Annotated in this window: 15 protein-coding genes; 10 read left to right on the forward strand and 5 right to left on the reverse strand. The window is 41.0% G+C overall.

Annotated features, from left to right (window positions below):
- The 6 genes from BLR64_RS19820 to BLR64_RS19845 form a co-directional block, all read left to right on the forward strand.
- Positions 1-1587: immunoglobulin-like domain-containing protein (locus BLR64_RS19820; protein ID WP_208607204.1), on the forward strand; the 1587-nt coding region annotated here is incomplete at its 5' end.
- 523 nt (positions 1588-2110) lie between these two features.
- Positions 2111-3949 carry an HSP90 family protein gene (locus tag BLR64_RS19825; protein WP_090716786.1) on the forward strand — a complete coding sequence of 613 codons (1839 nt, stop codon included), beginning with the start codon at positions 2111-2113 and terminating at the stop codon, positions 3947-3949.
- Positions 3950-5008 carry a hypothetical protein gene (locus BLR64_RS19830; RefSeq protein ID WP_090716788.1) on the forward strand — a complete coding sequence of 353 codons (1059 nt, stop codon included), beginning with the start codon at positions 3950-3952 and terminating at the stop codon, positions 5006-5008.
- A 383-nt stretch (positions 5009-5391) separates the two neighbouring features.
- Positions 5392-5844, forward strand: a complete 453-nt coding sequence (locus BLR64_RS19835; RefSeq protein WP_090716790.1) for a MarR family transcriptional regulator — start codon at positions 5392-5394, stop codon at positions 5842-5844.
- Positions 5837-6388, forward strand: coding sequence for a GNAT family N-acetyltransferase (locus BLR64_RS19840; RefSeq protein WP_090716791.1), 552 nt, complete (start codon positions 5837-5839; stop codon positions 6386-6388). The genes BLR64_RS19835 and BLR64_RS19840 overlap by 8 nt, the downstream gene beginning before the upstream one ends.
- Before the next feature lie 96 nt (positions 6389-6484).
- Entirely contained in the window at positions 6485-7561 is a 1077-nt protein-coding gene (locus tag BLR64_RS19845; protein ID WP_090716793.1) for an acyltransferase family protein, read from the forward strand.
- A gap of 644 nt (positions 7562-8205) precedes the next feature.
- Here the strand turns inward: BLR64_RS19845 and BLR64_RS19850 are convergent.
- The 5 genes from BLR64_RS19850 to BLR64_RS31130 all read right to left on the reverse strand — a co-directional run bounded on the left by BLR64_RS19850 (position 8206) and on the right by BLR64_RS31130 (position 12746).
- Positions 8206-9015, reverse strand: coding sequence for a hypothetical protein (locus BLR64_RS19850; protein ID WP_090716794.1), 810 nt, complete (start codon positions 9013-9015; stop codon positions 8206-8208).
- Positions 9016-9221: 206 nt separating this feature from the next.
- Positions 9222-9827 (reverse strand): hypothetical protein, encoded by a 606-nt coding sequence (locus tag BLR64_RS19855; protein WP_090716796.1) that lies wholly within the window; start codon positions 9825-9827, stop codon positions 9222-9224.
- A 523-nt stretch (positions 9828-10350) separates the two neighbouring features.
- Positions 10351-11358, reverse strand: a complete 1008-nt coding sequence (locus BLR64_RS19860; RefSeq protein WP_090716797.1) for a DUF262 domain-containing protein — start codon at positions 11356-11358, stop codon at positions 10351-10353.
- The gene (locus tag BLR64_RS19865; protein WP_208607206.1) at positions 11358-11948 is read right to left on the reverse strand and encodes a hypothetical protein; all 591 of its coding nucleotides are present in this window, start codon (positions 11946-11948) and stop codon (positions 11358-11360) included. Before BLR64_RS19865 ends, BLR64_RS19860 begins: the two co-directional genes overlap by 1 nt.
- 468 nt (positions 11949-12416) lie before the next feature.
- Positions 12417-12746 carry an excisionase family DNA-binding protein gene (locus tag BLR64_RS31130; protein ID WP_341833392.1) on the reverse strand — a complete coding sequence of 110 codons (330 nt, stop codon included), beginning with the start codon at positions 12744-12746 and terminating at the stop codon, positions 12417-12419.
- Positions 12747-13029: 283 nt separating this feature from the next.
- Here BLR64_RS31130 and BLR64_RS19880 point away from each other — a divergent pair, with 283 nt between their 5' ends.
- The 4 genes from BLR64_RS19880 (at position 13030) to BLR64_RS19895 (ending at position 17502) form a co-directional block, all read left to right on the forward strand.
- On the forward strand, positions 13030-13830 hold the full coding sequence (locus tag BLR64_RS19880) for a hypothetical protein (RefSeq protein WP_090716801.1): 801 nt from the start codon (positions 13030-13032) through the stop codon (positions 13828-13830).
- 114 nt (positions 13831-13944) lie between these two features.
- Positions 13945-15438: a tyrosine-type recombinase/integrase gene (locus tag BLR64_RS19885; RefSeq protein ID WP_167360738.1), complete on the forward strand. Its 1494-nt coding sequence runs from the start codon at positions 13945-13947 to the stop codon at positions 15436-15438.
- Positions 15439-15454: 16 nt separating this feature from the next.
- Complete coding sequence (locus BLR64_RS19890) at positions 15455-16555, forward strand: tyrosine-type recombinase/integrase (protein WP_167360739.1); 1101 nt, start codon at positions 15455-15457, stop codon at positions 16553-16555.
- The gene (locus BLR64_RS19895) at positions 16552-17502 is read left to right on the forward strand and encodes a tyrosine-type recombinase/integrase (protein WP_090716805.1); all 951 of its coding nucleotides are present in this window, start codon (positions 16552-16554) and stop codon (positions 17500-17502) included. Before BLR64_RS19890 ends, BLR64_RS19895 begins: the two co-directional genes overlap by 4 nt.
- Positions 17503-17593: the final 91 nt, after the last annotated feature.

Genomic DNA, 17593 nt, shown 5'->3' on the forward strand with positions numbered 1-17593 from the left:
GTTGGGGATATTTCTAGGTTGACGGATGCGGAGGCAGCTATTGCTGAGCTGGAAGCTCAAGCTGCTCTTGACCTGGCTGCAGCAACCCAGGTGAAGGATCAAATCGCTGCCTTGCCTGCAAAAGCAGAAATTACTTTAGCCGACAAAACAGCTGTAGTTAAAGCACGTACGGACTTTGATGCCTTAACATCCGCCCAGAAGACGCTGGTAGGGGCTATTTCCAGATTGACGGATGCGGAGACAGCTATTGCTGAGCTGGAAGCTCAAGCTGCTCTTGACCTGGCCGCAGCAAACCAGGTGAAGGACCAAATCGCTGCCTTGCCTGCAAAAGCAGAAGTCACTCTAGCCGACAAAACAGCTGTAGTTAAAGCACGTATGGATTTTAATCACTTAACACCCGCCCAGAAGACGCTGGTAGGGGATATTTCTAGATTGACAGATGCGGAGGCAGCTATTGCTGAGCTGGAAGCTCAAGCTGCTCTTGACCTGGCCGCAGCAACCCAGGTGAAGGATCAAATCGCTGCCTTGCCTGCAAAAGCAGAAGTCACTCTAGCCGACAAAACAACTGTAGTTAAAGCACGTATGGATTTTAATCACTTAACACCCGCCCAGAAGACGCTGGTAGGAGATATTTCTAGATTGACAGATGCGGAGGCTGCTATTGCTGAGCTGGAGTTAGTAGCAACTGCTAAACAGAATTTGAATGTAACGTACAATGGAACCGAGGATAAAGTTACATTGCCAAGTGTTCAAGATGGCGCCGCTGTTACTTGGATATTAAAAGATTCAGTGCAATCATCAATTGTAAATATTTCAACGGGAAGTATTAACCGAGCAGGATTACCAGCTAATACTGACGTAGTGCTCATAGCGACAATTACCTCAGGAACTGTTTCTGACACAAAAGAATTTACAATCAATATTCAAGCGGAGAATATTGAACCTGAGAGTATTACAAGTAAAGCCATAACTAATTTTGACTTTTCATTCGAGTATGCTACACAAGCGAGGAAAGAAAGTAAAAAGATAACTTCAACGGATTTCCAAAGTAATCCGAAACATTTCACTATAAGTGATGGAACGGTTACAATTCCCGTCGACCTCACCTGGAATATTCCGTTAAATGGATTTAGCTCAGGACAGGTAGTGGGCTCAGCGGTAGATAGTTTTATCCAGGACTATTATAATGCACATGGAATTAATTTAGGGAACCGGACAGTAGCTGGAATGGGGTTCGGAGACACGTTCTTTATAACCACCTTTAAAACGGGATCAGATGCTTCTATTACATTAGGCGGGAATGACTGGTCATTTTTCTTTGATAATAACCATTACACCGGTACTGACGAAGATCGCTCCAAAAACCGTACGTTTAACGTCAGTGACGGCACCAACACAGCAACTATTTTATTAGAATGGGAGTATATCGATATGGATGACTTGGTTAGTGATCTTAATTATCAACTAGCATCAGTATCCGTCACAACAAAAAAAGTGAATGCTACCCAATTCCAACTTGTCGCAAACTCTGCAGAGATAACAATAACCATTACTGGAACAGATAAAAGCCAGTTCTTCGAAAATTAGGCGTCGAACAGACAGCCCCTCCAATTGCTGCTGTCTCCAAATTTCCGGATTAAACCGCTCAGCGATTGAAATTCGGAGACAGCATATCCTTTCTAAGTAGATTTCTACCTACCTGAAAGTAATGCCCCTGCAACCATTAGTTGCAGGGGCATATTAATTATCAATATAAAAGCACGTTAAAATTTTAAGAAGAGCGATAACTTATGAATCCGAGCATATTTTTCTTCATCTAACAAAGCCCCACCGATATGAAAATAATCATCGATTAGCACTTATCTTCCTTCATCCACTTTTATTTTCACAGATCACCTTTTTAGATAAAATTCTGTAAGGACAAAGCGGTAATTATGGTTTATGTATATATATGGAAGTGCAATGGCAATATTTGTTTCTTATAAAGCAGCTCGGGGGTAATATATAGAGCGGCATCCGCATACATAACGTTCTGTTGTTGGCATAAAGGACAATCCCGTTGTCCTCCTGTGGATGATAAGTGCAATTATTACAGAATAGGAGAACAAAAATGAATAATCAAACCCAGGATACATATCGTTTTCAGGTCAACTTAAGCGGTATGATCAACATTTTGTCTAACCATTTGTATAGCAGCCCGAAGGTATTCTTGAGGGAGCTGCTGCAAAATGGTGTAGACGCGATTACTGCACGGCAGGCTTATTCCCAGGGTGGATACGAGGGCAGAATTCATATCGAGGTAAGCGAAACTTCAACCGGGGCGACCTTATTAGTAGAAGATAACGGGATCGGGTTAGACGAGTCGGAAATTCATGAGTTCCTGGCAATGATCGGACAATCCTCCAAGCGGGGCGAGGACTTTCTCGAGACCAATACCTCTTTTATCGGGCGGTTTGGCATCGGGCTTTTGTCTTGCTTTATGGTGAGTGACGATATCGTCATGGTTACCCAATCCGCCAAGGGCGGACCTGCACTGGAATGGCGCGGGAAGCCGGATGGAACCTATACGATCCGCAAGCTCGAAGGGATACATGCTCCGGGAACCAAAGTTTTTTTGCGTTGCAAAGAAGGCTCCGAACCGTACTTCAAGGAAGGCAATCTGCAAGAATGGCTGCTCCATTATGGAGCCCTGCTGCCTTATCCCATCCAATTGGTGTCCAATCAAACCACTCGCTTGATTAACCCGCCTTCCCCGCCTTGGGTCAAAGATCCGAAGCTGGCCCGGAAGCATCGCAGCGAGGTGCTGGCCTTTGGTAAGCAGGTGCTTGGGGAGACGTTCCGCGATTTCATTCCTCTGCATACCTCCTCCGGCCGGACGGGAGGCATCGCCTTCATCCTGCCGCAGGCAGTGAACCTGGGCGCCAAACGCAATCACCGGGTGTATTTGAAGCACATGCTGGTCTCCGAAGCCGCCGACAATGTCCTGCCGGACTGGGCGTTCTTCGTCAAATGTATGATCTGGACCGATGAGCTGCAGCCGACAGCTTCCCGGGAGCATTTCTATGAGAACGTCCAGCTGGAGCAGGTGCGGGAAGAACTGGGGAGCACCATTCGTCAGGAATTGATGAGGATGGCGGAGTATGATCCGGACCGCCTGCAATCCATCATCTCGCTGCATGCCTTATCCATGAAGGCCCTCGCCGTGGAAGATTCGTCCTTCTACTCCATTATTCACGAGTGGCTCCCGTTTGAGAGCACCTTTGGCACGAAGCCGCTTGGCGAGCTGAAGCAGCAGTCCCCCCTTTACTTTACTGCTACTCTGGACGAGTACCGTCAGATTACCCATGTGGCTTCAGCCCAATCCATGCTGGTGGTGAATGGCGGATATATTTATGATGCCGAGCTGCTGTCCCTGCTGCCCCTAATTGACCCGGACGTGCAGACGGAGCGCCTGCTGCCGGAGGAGGTGTCGTTATCCTTTACCGATATTACGCCCCAAGAGCGGCTTGACTACTATGAATCCGTAAGATTGGCGGACAGTGTGCTGCAGAAATTCCGCTGCCAGGTACAGCTTCGCCGCTTCAAGCCAGAGGAGATTCCTGTTCTCTACACGCTGTCTCAGGAGTCCGCTCAGTGGCGTGTTATGGAGGCGACCAAAGAAGTAAGCACCGATGCTTTGTCCTCCGTTCTGGGCAGTCTGGGCGCTACGTTAAAAGATACAGCATACGCAACGCTTTATTTTAACCTGAACAATCCCGTCATTGAGCGGGCCTTTCATCCGGCACACAAGGCAATGCTGCCTACCATTATCGAAATGCTGTACTGTAATGCGCTGATGATGGGACATTATCCGATGAACCGCCAAGAGACAGCGCTTTTGAACAAAGGCATCATTCAATTTATTGATTGGGGTATGACGGCCAGTCATACGACAGGAGGAGACGAATAGATGAACCTTACCGGGATGAGTTTTGAAGAGCTGATGGACGAAGCCTATGACATGCCGGGCGGAAAAGCTAAGCTGGAGCTGCTGGAGCAGGCGGTACGGGTGGCAGATGCCGCAGGAGATCTCGATCAGGGCTTTGAGGCACGCAGTGAAATCGTAGAGACGGGCAGCTTCCACGGCTATCCGATGAAGGCGCTGGTCGCCTTTTCCTGGCAATTGGGACAGTATGACAAAAATCCGGACCGGTTCGATAGCTTCACCCTGCTGTGGTCCTACAAGTGGGTTCTGGATCGCATCACCTCCTTTCCGGAGATTAGCCGTGTTCAGATCGAGAATCTGCTGGAGGACATGAAAATCCGTTTTGCGGCCGAAGGCTATAGCAGCCGTTCCTATCACTACTACCGGGCCCACATCTTCGCGGAGTTTGGAGAGCTGGACAATTCTCAGGCAGAATGGGATATCGTACAGGCCATGGATCTGGATGAGATGAGCGATTGTCCGGCCTGTGAGCAGAACCGCCTTGTCGAGTTTCTGGCGAAGCGGGGAGATGATGAAGGAACCGTGAAGGCGGCCGAGCCGATTCTCAAAGGTAAAATGAGCTGCGGCGAGGTGCCTCATGTGACCATCTCGAAGGTGCTGTTCCCTCTCCTGCGGCTGGGCCGTCAGCAGGAAGCGGATAAGCTTCAGAAGAAAGGCTTCAAATTGGTAAAGGGTAACCGCGATTTTCTGTATCATCAGGGAGAGCACATCGGTTATCTAACCTTGACGGATCCAATCAAGGCGCTGGAGGTCTTTGAAGAGTATATCGCTTCCTCTCTCGATCATGAGAACCCGGTCGACCGGATGATATTCAACGCCTATACGGCCAAGCTGTTCCGCAAGCTGGCGGGAGAATCCATCCGCTTCCAGGTCAAACTTCCGGCAGGACACCCGTGTGAGCACCAGTCCGGGGAAGTAACGCTGCTTGCGAAGCACTTCCAGCAAGATGCTCTCGCCACAGCGGAAAAACTGGATAAGCGAAACGGTAATGATTACTACACTGCACTCCTGCAACGATTGTAGTATGTGTTCTTGTTCTGTGTTCACAATCTTAATATAGGAACAGTGTTAATGATGCCTTATACTAACCTTTGATGCGCTCATCGTAGCGCTGCTGTCCAATAAAAATAATAGACCGCCCTGCCGGCAAAGGCATGCGGTCTATTTGTTATATTAAAAAACCTTATAAATTAAGGAACAAACAGCCTCCACATAGGATGAGTGCTGACGGTAGCTTAAACTAAGCTGTGACTGTATTCACCCTTTAGATCACTGTCCCATTATATCCGATTCGTTACGCATGGTAAAAACAAATGATTTTTAAACTTAATCAATCTCAACCTATTGAAAAAAATACGATATCGTATTATCATTAATCCGATATCGTACTTACAAGGAGAACAACTATGAATTCTGAACGCATGAAAATATTGGATTTTATGATCGCAATCAATAAACTTGACGGTTTATATTACTCTATTGCTAAACAAATTGGGGTTCATGAGAATGAGTTTGTGCTATTATATGCCCTTTCAGACGGGAAACCACATACACAACGCCAAATCTGTGACGACTGGCAGGTACCTCGCACGACAATCAACTCCGTCACCAAAAAATTTGTAAAGTTAGGCTATATTGATCTCGTCCCTACCGGCCACAAAGAAAAGGAATTGTTCATAACAGAATCTGGAGATGCCTATCTTACAGCAATCTTCTCCGATCTTTTCCAAAAAGAGGCCAATGCTTTTAAACACACTTTAGAGCCATGTGCAGATATCGTGACGGATGCGATTTCTCAATTTGTCTTATCACTTGAAAATTCACTAAAAAACATAAATGGAGAAAGTAAACATGAATGAAATCACATTTGAACCCGTAATTGAATTAGCATTAGATGAATTTAAGAAGAGACTCCAGACCGCTTTTTCTCTAGCGATAATAGCAATGAATGAAAAAGCTTCCGACGAGCCTATTCCATCTGATCAAGACATTGAAAGAAATTATTACAACAAAGAGGCAGAGACCTATAACGTCTACAAAAGTGGCCAGCGTGTCGGCGGCATTATTGTGTCCATTAATCACTTATCAAACCATAATCATTTGGATTTCTTTTTTATCGATCCGGAACATCACAGCAAAGGTATCGGTTTTGAGGTGTGGAGAGCCATCGAAGAGAAATATCCCGAAACCGAAATCTGGCAAACGGGCACACCCTATTTTGAGAAGCGAAACATTCACTTTTACGTGAATAAATGCGGCTTTCAAATCAATGCGTTTTTCTGTGAACACCATCCAGATCCCCATGGACAGCAAGAAGACCTCTCTGATAATAGTGACGGTTTTGATGACGGATTTTTCAATTTTATTAAGATTATGAAAAACAAGACTCATAAAGCAGATTAGCTTTCACAAAAGAAAAAGTAAGGGACAATCTTTGGCAGGCACCATGCCATCCACTTGGGGTTCTATGCATTATGTTTCGTATAATAGGAGGTTTGTATGTCCATAGTCGATTATTTAAAAAGTTTTTTTGGGGAGGAAGCCGTAAACAGTGGGCGGCAGAAGGAATTGGACATCGCAAAAGGGCTAGCAGTTATATTTATGATATGGCAGCATATCCTTGGTTTGTTTAATGTTCCAACGTATGGTGCTTTTGAAGATTTCGCTGTCAGTATTTTAGGTTCTCCTTTTGCTGCTCCTGTATTTATGTTTACTATGGGGATGGGCATAACCTACTCCAGAAATAGCCATCCCTCCAATTTATTCAAAAGAGGTTTACATCTTTTTATCATTGGATTTGCTCTGAATGTCAGCAGGTGGATCATCCCTGAAATCATTCGAACACTCACTTATGGTGACGCCTTCCATATAACTGCACTACATAATTTTCTTATGATGGATATTCTCCAATTCGCAGCTTTGGCATTCGTTTTTATTGGAATCATCAAGCAATTTAACATTCCGGCTAAAGCCGTTATATTCATCGCCCTAATATGTTCATTAATAGGAAATTTTGTGTTTTACAGATCTGCCAACTATGTCATTGCTGATATTATTGGTCTGTTCATACCAACAAATGGTCATGTGACATTCCCATTTGTGAACTGGATCATTTTTGTTGTCGCAGGGTATTACTTTGCTCACTTGTATCGGTATTTAAAAGATAAGCAAGGGTTTTTCCTTATGGTTACACCTGTCGCACTCGTAATTTCCGTAACCTATATTACTTATAGCTATATCGCAAAAAAAGGAATGTTTGGTGATGAAAATTCCTTCTTCTTTATGACATTCATAGGTATGATTTTCAACCTTATCCTGATGATTGGATGGATCGGTCTTTTACATTTACTATTTAACAAAACAGAGGGGCTATTTATTACTTTTATGTCTGGCTTAAGTAAAAATATTAATTCAGTCTATATCATCCAATGGACAATAATCGGGTTTCTATCTACACTATTCTCCATTTCCCTATCCCATATAACAGAAGTCATGCTTCTTATTTCTATTTTATTTGCCTCCTATATACTTAGTAACGTGTGGAAGCAATTAAAAACAAAGCAAAGGCAAATATAGCGCACCACCATCGGTTTCAAACGTAATATTAATCTTGTTCCCATAATGGTGCGTTGACATTTCCACATAGTAAAGCCACTGAATGCTATATACGCGCTCAGTGGCTTTAAATAGTTTATGATCCATGTGTTTTATTGTCTTTCCATCAACACAACGCTCTCCACATGCACCGTATGCGGGAACACCTCGGCTTACGATCTAGTCTGTTGAAATCCGTAGAAACCTTGATTTGACGGGCTTTTTTAGAAATAGCTTCCGTTCTGTTTGGGTACATTCCGATGGTTTCTGTTGATGTTTTACATCAATTTTACATCAATTAAAGTTAATGCCCTCAGCTATAGACAACACACCAGTTGTGTCTAGTAGGTCCTGAAGACTGACGATGCATGCACGATGCATGAATCCGTCCAGTAAAAAATTACTCTTCAAAACATATTTAGCTTTTATTAAGGCGTATAATGAAATGTCTTTAGAAATGTTGTGGAGCGTAGCGAGCGGGTCGTTAGACTTAGGCTCATAGGGTTGTCGCCTGATCCCAATTCCTTGCTGCTGAAATCACTCCACTGTGAATCCGCATCCTCGGCCCCCAGGCGACCACGGAACCCTTGAATTCCGCAGCGCGAATATGATGTTATTTGAAGTGATTACGCTTCTTCGAGCTTGCTTAAAACATATGTTTCAAGTTCTTGATTGAATGTTTCGATAATCAACTCTTTATCTTCATTAATATTCTTCATCTTTATCATTTTTGCACTATTGAGCAATGCTAAGTAAGCCAGAATCAGTGATAGATATGCAACTCCCTCAAATGGTTCAAGTTCTTCTCTTTTTAAGTACATTTTAGTTATATCGTCAGTTGAAAACGGCTTGTTGGCTTTATACACTTTATAAAAGCATACAAGCAAGTTTCTGTGAATGTCACTAACTTCACAAATTGTGATTCCCAAATTTTGTTCAGTTTCTTTTATTTCAGTATCCTTTTTATGTGAATCAAATTGTTGGTATATATTCTTTATCAAATCGTTATTAGTAATATTATAATTTTCAATGGAGTTCAACCTATTTCTCAATTCGTCAATTGTTGTAAGAAGACTATCTTTTAGTACAGTAGTTGATGCTGATAGTTCTCTACCAGCAATTCCAATCTCATAAGTGATTTTTTGTAGTCCTTCATCGAATTCTTCTAAATTATCTAGCGACTTCTCGATTTTGTTAACAGAATCATTTAGACGTTCTGATGAAGACTGCATTGAAAAACTCTGGTAAAACGAGTAAATCATTGCAACTACAGCTAATAGTATTGAAGCTAGGGTTCCGCCAAAACTAAAATAGTCAACTACTTGTGCATTCGGTGTTAACCTTAATGTAGTAGTTAAAAGAATCGTGATTAGTAGAAAAACAATCCAGTAGAATAAATCTTTCTTAGTAATTATTTCTCGAGTTGTGTTTTTCATTTCCTTCTCCTTTTAATCATTTCAGATAAACGTTCCTGCATTCCCGAACTCGTAGGGTTCTCGTAGGGTTGTTAGCCTGAACTCACTCCCCCCAATCTTCTGGCAGGCTCAGGGCCGAAAGGTCCGCAGCGTGAATATATTGTTATACGAAGGTCAGGGCTCCTCTGAAATACTTACTTTTCTCTTTGATATCATTTAAATTAATTCTATAACTGATAATAATCTTTCAATGTATAATTATCACTTGCCTGTAGCAATCTTTTTTTATGCATTTCAATTAAGTCTTTGATGCTTTTTTTCGCTTCTGTTGATATATAGTTCTGAAAAGATCCTTTTAATTTATCTTCCGAATTAATCATTTTTTCAATGATCATGCATGTCTTTAGTGTTCTATCCAATGCGGATTCAGCGAACTTACTATACTCACTTTTCTTAAAGAAATATTTTTCTGAATTAAATAAATACATTAGTTCCGATGTAATATCATTAATCGAACTTGTCGATTGTCTATACAATTCGTCAGGTTTTTTATTCATTTCTACATATTCAATGACACTCATTATGTTTTGTAATAACTTAGAACTAATAACGTAATACTTTTTGTTTAAGTTGTTTTTTTCTTTAAAGTAAGATGTTATTGATATGAATGAAGTAACTATACTACTTGTAAACAATCCAATTGTTATATTGTTAACAAAACTAATCCATTCAGAATCAGTTGATCCGATAAAAAAAACAATAACAATAGAAGATAAAATAGATAACATTGCAATAATAAATGAGATATAAAATACGTTTCTGTTTAAATTCATTCAAAGTCTCCTATTCAACAAAGTTTATCAATCAATATATTACTTGAACTGTGTTGCACTATCCGACTTTCGTATAACGCCTCAGTATTCACGAACCCGAAAGGCCTAAGGCACTTCAGTGCCGGGGCGAAGAAGTACAATGTTATGAGTTGTTCCCCCATGGGATCTTAGAATCCTCTAATTGCTCTTGACTTGTGTAGCTCTTGAACTGTATAGCTCTTGATTTGTATAGCATGTAGCAGATACTTACTCTTTAGATTCATTCTTACATGGGGGATTTCCTATAACGTTCTAGCATGCATGCCCCCCTGGATTAAGGCAACTGTCGATCTAGCGCAGCGGTCGACCTGCCGGGCCGCAGACTTAGCCAGTGCAGGGTTGTTCTCTGAACAGCTTACCTGGCAATAACTTTCCGGAGACCGAGGGGCGTTAGCCACGATATGTGAATACGTTGTTACACAAAGTTCCTCACTACAAAGAAAAAGCCCAAGAATATTTACCTCCTAGGCTTTGAAGCATATTGCTATAGGTTATCTAAATTTTCTTCAAGTAATTCACCACGAGCAATTCTTCCCACCCTACCTGCCGTTCCCTGAAAGATATAGTTATAGAACTTAGCATATTTATTTTCATTCTTACTCTTGCCTTTGTTTTCAATAATCTCTGTTTCAAGTCTTAAGAGCATTGCTTCAAGGTCCTGCTTTGAAGGTAATCTCTCTGTCCGTTTTTTAAAATTAACCGTCTCAACTAATAGTGAGAATAAACTTGAACGACGGTACCAAATAGTGTCGCTTGGAAGTTCCAATGATTTAATTAAACTCATGACACTAGTCAAAGATTCAAGCATGAATGCTTTATTGGGATATTCATCGTCATACTTTTTAATAAAACTTTCAACTTCATTATCACTGGTAAAATATCCACCCGTTTCAATTGTAGCCATTATTAGTGTAATAAACTCCAAATCCTTCATTCTAGAGGACTCACTATCCCCAAAGACTTCTAAATCAGCAAGTAAATTTGTCCCAATAATTTCTTTAGCGGTCTTAATAAACTCCCCTTCGTACAATGCATTATTGATTTCTATTGCATTTAATGCATATTGTACCGAGTTAATTCTATTAAATATAACTTTAATATCTTCCAAACTGAGTCTTCCCAAGTCTCTAACAACTACATTGTAATCAAAGAAGTTTGTCTGAGTACCTTCATCAAGTTCAACAAACCTCGGAATGTTTCTTAAAACTAATTCAGGATCATTAGAGATATACTGATGCAAGGTATGTAATCTTTGTTGACCATCGACAACAAGGGTTTGGGATTTTTGGGTTTTCAAGTCTATCTTACCATCAGCAAAATATACCTCTGGAAAAGGATAGCCTTGTAGAATTGTTTCAATAAACCCTTCCTTATGCTTATTATTCCAAACTAGTTTTCTTTGAAAACTAGGTTGCAATATCAAGGTCCCTTCTTTCATCAAATTAAATAACTCGATTATTTTTTTGTTTGTGGCTGTCCCAATAGTTGGCATTAACGGAACCCTCCTGCCCTTAATTTCCGCAAATTTGCTTCATGATACTGTTTGAAAAAATACTCATTCTTAAAAACTGCTCCTGTTACCTTTCTCTTATCATACTTCTTATACGAAATGCTACCAAAGAAATCAAACCATTCTTGCTTAAATGGATAGCTAAAAGGAAATTTATCCGGTCTAATCCACCCCTTGAAAAAGTAATCAAGGAAATTTCTATACAATTTATCTTCCGTAAACGACCTTGACGTTAAGTTAATATTAAAGGTATGCAGTTGCTTCCAAAAGTGATCGAACAATTCTTCTGAAATAATGACTGCGTCAATATCGGATTCATCATTTACAGTTCTCCAAAGTTTTGTTGGAGCTATGCTGAACCCTAGCTTGGCCGAACCCACAACAACGATCTGCGTTGTGCTCAAAGTAAACTTATTTGCAATTTCCCTCTTTAATTCAAAGTACAACTGTTCATTTGCATTGAAGAGATAAGGAGTACCGAACAATATATGCCTTTCGACTAATTCTGCTTCACTTAGTTCCTGATTTCCTAAATCTTCCTTGAAATTCCCCAGTAATTGTTCTACATCCACTATATTACCTCCACCCTAGGAAAACAATTCCATCTTTGATTATATATCTTTTAAATTGGTTTGTCTCTTGCATTTGAGGAATTTCGTGTAAAGTTTTTGTATTCACGAACCCGAGAACCTTAAGGCAGGTCCAGCCTTCGGACGAGACGCAGTTAGGTTTGCAGGGTTGTTCGCCTGATTCCACTCCCGGCTTCTTCCTCATCAGGCGAACCAAGGCCCAAATGGCCCCCAGCGTTGATAAATGTTTCATCTATTCGTATATCTCTACTGCGGATCTCATAATTTCTTTCGATGTTTAGATAGCCAGGAATTATTTACCGCTTGTTTTGAATGGTTACCCTGCTGTACTGTTAAATTAATCAACCACCACAGTCTATTTCATCCGTATCGGATGGGATATTTTGTGGTGGTTTTTTCTGATTAAACATATTCATAAATTAATTAAGCTAATCAACGTAGAAACGTTATTCAAGAATCTGGGGAGTTAGCGTGAATCCAAGAATTGATGGAGTCTCTATAAAATAAGATCCTTCTTCGTACTCTTACAAAGGGAATTTGATTTTCACGTACCATTGTATAGATACAGTCTGATGAAACCCCAAGATAATCAGACAACTCCAATACAGAAAACACAGCCTTCATTTGAAGTTCAGCTTGTTGTGCGGCTGAATTAGCGTCACTGCTATCAGCAACTGTGTCAGATTGAAACTTTTCTTTCCGGACGCCGACAAGCAGTTGTTCTTCCATTTGTACTAATGTTTTTAATAATTGAATTCTTAATAAGTCGTATTCTCGCATAACGTTCCCCCTTTTATTAAACGTGACTATTAAAAAAGTTCTTTCCAGCAGATCTTTTAAGTTATAAATGAAAGTCCTTTTTTATAGAAGTTCTATTACTTTTCATTTGGAATTACAAATTACATTTAAAGATTTAAAGAGAAATGTGGTGAGAACCCTTGATCCTTCAAATGGCCCTGAATACATTAATCTCCCACTCTTGGTTGTTTAGTCGATTACTCACATATATGAGTATCTCGGTATTCGTTTCTCAACATGGTTATGATAGATGTGGTGAATATAAATGAATATAAAAGATGAATTTTGGGATCAGCCGGTACGTAAAGCACAGGAATTGTTGAATACAACAGATATTAAAAGTAGAGCGCAATGTCGCAGCTATATACTTGATGCGAACTATCGTTTACTTTTCCGTATTCAAATTTATAAATCACTCTGGGAGCAGTTAATTCTGTATCCGGATATCTTCTTTCGAAGACAGCTCTATGCAAAATCATTTGCTTTAAGCCAACAAATGATTAAGGAAGGACTAGGAGTTTCAACGGGATCTGCTCACAACCTATTAAACGCGACTCAGGAGCCACCTCTCAGCGTCATTCATTCCTATGCAGCCATGTGCAACGTTCCTTGGCAAACGATCGTAGAGGAAAACCCTGATCAGAAGTATTTTTCTATTCCAACAGAATATTGGTTTAATGGAGCTTCCGTTGAAAAACGAATCGATGAACTTAATGAAGAGCGAAATCAGGTCCATAGCATACGTGGTTACTGGATCAGTAATCCCATTTCACTTTTTGAGGGGGAGAATAACCCCATTACAGCAAGATGGGTAAGAAGCTATCCAGAAATAGAGTATCTCGAATTCCATTTAAATTACGAAACCTCACTCTATCCTCAAAAAAGAACAACCATTAAGAAAATGTTTCCGTTCGCAACGCATCTGGTGACCACCTACACACCTCTGCAGCCAATGCATAAACGTTCTTTTTGGATTTTAGGACCAAAGCCAAAAAAGCAAACTGCATTTGCAGAAATATTGAAAGTTATCGAGAAGCGCGAATTCACCTCTGTATTGCCCCTTTAGAAAAAGGCTTACATCGCCTCCATTATGTTGGCTTTTCTCACGTTGATGAGTGATTAACTACAAATCATCAACGTGGTTAGGCTAGTGCTAACAAACCTAATGGAGGCTACGCTTATGAAGAAACAATCTTCTGATACACCCCCTCATTTAGAAAATCAAAACAACCTCGAAACCCAAGAATCTTTTCGGCAGAATTTTTCTTTTGCCGAAAAGATTCTTAACGTTCAGGGTATGTTTCCCACCCTCAGTGACGATCATGATATTAGAAAAGTCACGCGGGAGAAGGTGGAACATATGCTGTATGCCAAACAACAGATACCGGAAATTCAAACTATGGAAGACAAGGCCTATTTAGGGGCAAAAGGTATTAATCAATGGATCTGGGAGAACAAAGTACAAGCTGAAATACCTCAAAGCTTATTGCGAGAGTATTTACGTCGCAGTATGCGCAATGCACCCCATGTCTTTTTCAGGAAACTCCAACTTACTCGCAACCTGGTACTTCACACTGCAGAACTTTTTGAGATCGCACCTTCTCAGATTGAAGATGAACACTTGCTTAATCCCAAGACCCTTCATCAGGGGTTCAAACACCTAGCGAAGGATTCGTACACATCAACCCTATTCCAATTTTTAATGCGAAGATCCATTCAACACGGAAGGTTAGAAAAGATCCTCCCGTTCATTAAAGGATCAGACAAGCAGACAAATATGCATCCGAGAATCCTGGGCTTCCAAATGTATATGGAGGAAAAAGGATTTTCTCGTAAACATATTCGAAACACATCTACCCAAGTAAATCAGCTCTTGATTTGGCTTTGTACAAACGTACAGACATTTAAGCAATCAACCCCTGATACAATCTCCGTTTTTCAAATTCAAAATGAACATTTGCTAATGTACCGCACCTACAAACTTAAGCTCGTAAGGGATGGAGAGTGCAGTCAAATCTCATTTACACATAGCATATATGCCATTCGCTCATTCTATCGTTTTTTACATGAAAGATTTGGCTTTGAGTCGCCTTTACAGCGCTTCCGTTCCATTAAGGCCCCCCGATACAGCCCTCGTGAGCTTCCAACGGATCAGCAAATCGAAGCCTTTTTTCATATGGTGGGGCAGTATGCAAGAAATCCTGTCCGTGAACAGATTGGGTATCGTTTGATGTTCCATCTGGGGCTCCGATTATCTGAAGTGGCACATATCAAACTGAGTGATATTAATTTAGGAACACGAACAATTGTTATCCATAGCAAAGGTAACAAGAGTCACGTTTTACCACTGTCCGGAAAACTTTGTTCTCTTTTACAAGAGCTTCAAACCCAACCGAGGACAACCTACCTCTTGGGACAAAGAATCTCTACGATTAAACACGAGGTATATGAATATTTCATTCTTTATGCAATGATTGCCGGCTGGTCGTTTCCAGGCGGCGTTCATATTTTCCGTCATATGTTTATAACGCGTCTTGCCTTTAAAGGCATCCTACCGCAAGCGATAAAGGAATTAGCCCGTGTACGTATGCTGGATACCGTAGGGCTATATATTCATATGGCGCACCGAGACCAGCACATGATTCGTCAAATTAATTTACTTCAGTATGAATAAGAAGGAGGTACCTGTTATGCCTATATTTGATGATACGATAGCCAATGATATTGCTTTTGAAGAAAGCTTAATCCAACTGGCGGATCAATACGGACCGGATACATTTAAACGTATGTTGCAGCGCCTATCTCCTCAAAACCATGCTGAAGCGAAAAAAATGAAGGAATCGGTTCTGCTGGATGTTGCGGTTCTCCATTATTACGAGAGTGATGCGTTTCAGAGCTTAGCAAAAACCTCGCAACAAGCCTATCGATATGAAATGGATTTGTTCTTACGGTATTGCGAGCGCTTAAAAGGAGCAAACCCAAACATCAAGGAGATTTCTTCTGCAGTCTTTTTAAACGACTATTTAGCCCCTGTTCAAAAACTGAATACACGTAGCAAGAAAGCTGCTTTTTTAAGAAGTTTTTTAGGCGAGGTTTTTGCTCATTTTTTCAAGCAGGATATCCGAAAACTCAAACGGACCCTCTCTATGGAAATGGATCAAAACCGTGAGCCACGTGCGTTTACCAAAGAACAGCTGGATGAGCTGCTTTGCCTTGTAAGGCTTGGCCGAGAAGCCCACCGGAATTTCACTATTTTATGGACCTTTTTAGGTTCGGGTATTCGGCTGAGCGAATTGTTACATCTACAGATTGGCGATATTGTTGTATCCCGACAAGAGATCCTTGTACGAGGAAAAGGAAAACGGGGATATAAGCAGCCTAGCAAAATAACCAAATCGTCCCTTGAAATACTAAGCACCTACGTGAACTTTCGTTACCATGGCCTGAAAGATGCGCAAGATTATTTAGAACGATATATTTTTTCGGATGACAGAGGAAAATCCCCTCTACACGAAAGCACAGTTCAAAAGATGTTTGCTTCATTGATTGATCAAGCAACATCGATACCCGAATCCGACAAAAAACCTTATCAGCTATCCGTACACTCTCTACGGCATTCCTTTGCTCTTTATCTGCTTGAGTCCGGCGTAAATCTATATACGATCAAGGAGCTCATGAGGCATTCGTGGCTGAGTTCCACTGAGGTCTATTTAAAATTATTTGATAGTATGCTAGTTAAAGCAATCGACCAGCATCCCCTCGCTCAGCTTAAAGCAAGCGATCTCTTTTGAATCAGGAGGTGATCCATATATCGTTTTTAGTACAGTCCGCTTACGTTCAGTTTTGGAGCAACCAGTCCACGTTAAGAAAATCAACCAAAAAACAATACATAAGCGTACTCAAAAAATTCGAAGCCTTCTTACTGGATAATGGTTTTGAAGGAGACCTTGATTTTGATCAATTTCATGCCAGTCGTGAGCATCCGGGCAGATTTCTCCCCATTCAACGACAGGTCTTTGATCGTTTTTTTATGGACTTAAAACATCATGAACATATGTCGAATATGAATTTAGCAGCAACCATTACCGTGTTACGATGTTTCTTTGAATTCCTGTATGAAGCGGATCTGATTCAACATAACCCACTGCTCGGATATCCTAGGCCAAAATTCGAGTCCCCCATTCAAAACACGGCCTTGTCCAAAGCAGAGTGTCTTGCCCTTCTACAAGCTGCATTGCATAAGAGCCCGTTCTACCGGCAAGAGTTTGTGTTTCTCTGGTTCATGCTGATCACAGGTCTTCGACTCTCAGAGGTCCGTTTCCTAAGGCGGAAACGGGTACACTTGGATACACGGATCGTCCACGTTTTTGATGCACAAAAAACCGAGAAACGACCAGTCGCCCTCCCTCAGGATCTCACAGTAGAACTTGAACGGTATATCCAGCATCCTGAATATCTTAAATATGCGAATCAGGGGGATGAGTACCTATTCCATCAACAAGGAAAAATCATGACCGTTGATAAGATTAAACGGATATTATCTGAATTAACTGATGATGCAGGCCTTACCAGGCATATTAGACCACATGATCTTAGACGAACAGCGGGATATTTGATGCAGACAGGTGGTATGAGTATTATCGATATCCAGCATCAGCTGCGCCATAAAAATGTCGGAACCACATTGCGTTATGTACCACCTTTGAATGATTTGATAAAGATTCTTGAGGATACCTAAAGCGACACCAATAAAATTAATACTATAAATTCAAGTCTCACTTTTTCATGATTGGACATAATGATTAGTATAAAAAATCCAATGTAGAAGG

Origin of the sequence: Paenibacillus typhae (genome assembly GCF_900099765.1) — a bacterium.
Lineage (GTDB): Bacteria > Bacillota > Bacilli > Paenibacillales > Paenibacillaceae > Paenibacillus_AQ > Paenibacillus_AQ typhae.

What these genes read in the sequence shown, in the direction of transcription:
- BLR64_RS19830 (WP_090716788.1), top strand. Translation starts at nt 3,950, where the DNA reads ATGAACCTTACCGGGATGAGTTTTGAAGAGCTGATGGACGAAGCCTAT.
- BLR64_RS19890 (WP_167360739.1), top strand. Translation starts at nt 15,455, where the DNA reads ATGCCTATATTTGATGATACGATAGCCAATGATATTGCTTTTGAAGAA.
- BLR64_RS19840 (WP_090716791.1), top strand. Translation starts at nt 5,837, where the DNA reads ATGAATGAAATCACATTTGAACCCGTAATTGAATTAGCATTAGATGAA.
- BLR64_RS19885 (WP_167360738.1), top strand. Translation starts at nt 13,945, where the DNA reads ATGAAGAAACAATCTTCTGATACACCCCCTCATTTAGAAAATCAAAAC.
- BLR64_RS19845 (WP_090716793.1), top strand. Translation starts at nt 6,485, where the DNA reads ATGTCCATAGTCGATTATTTAAAAAGTTTTTTTGGGGAGGAAGCCGTA.
- BLR64_RS19880 (WP_090716801.1), top strand. Translation starts at nt 13,030, where the DNA reads ATGAATATAAAAGATGAATTTTGGGATCAGCCGGTACGTAAAGCACAG.
- BLR64_RS19835 (WP_090716790.1), top strand. Translation starts at nt 5,392, where the DNA reads ATGAATTCTGAACGCATGAAAATATTGGATTTTATGATCGCAATCAAT.
- BLR64_RS19825 (WP_090716786.1), top strand. Translation starts at nt 2,111, where the DNA reads ATGAATAATCAAACCCAGGATACATATCGTTTTCAGGTCAACTTAAGC.
- BLR64_RS19860 (WP_090716797.1), bottom strand. Translation starts at nt 11,358, where the DNA reads ATGCCAACTATTGGGACAGCCACAAACAAAAAAATAATCGAGTTATTT.
- BLR64_RS31130 (WP_341833392.1), bottom strand. Translation starts at nt 12,746, where the DNA reads ATGCGAGAATACGACTTATTAAGAATTCAATTATTAAAAACATTAGTA.
- BLR64_RS19850 (WP_090716794.1), bottom strand. Translation starts at nt 9,015, where the DNA reads ATGAAAAACACAACTCGAGAAATAATTACTAAGAAAGATTTATTCTAC.
- BLR64_RS19855 (WP_090716796.1), bottom strand. Translation starts at nt 9,827, where the DNA reads ATGAATTTAAACAGAAACGTATTTTATATCTCATTTATTATTGCAATG.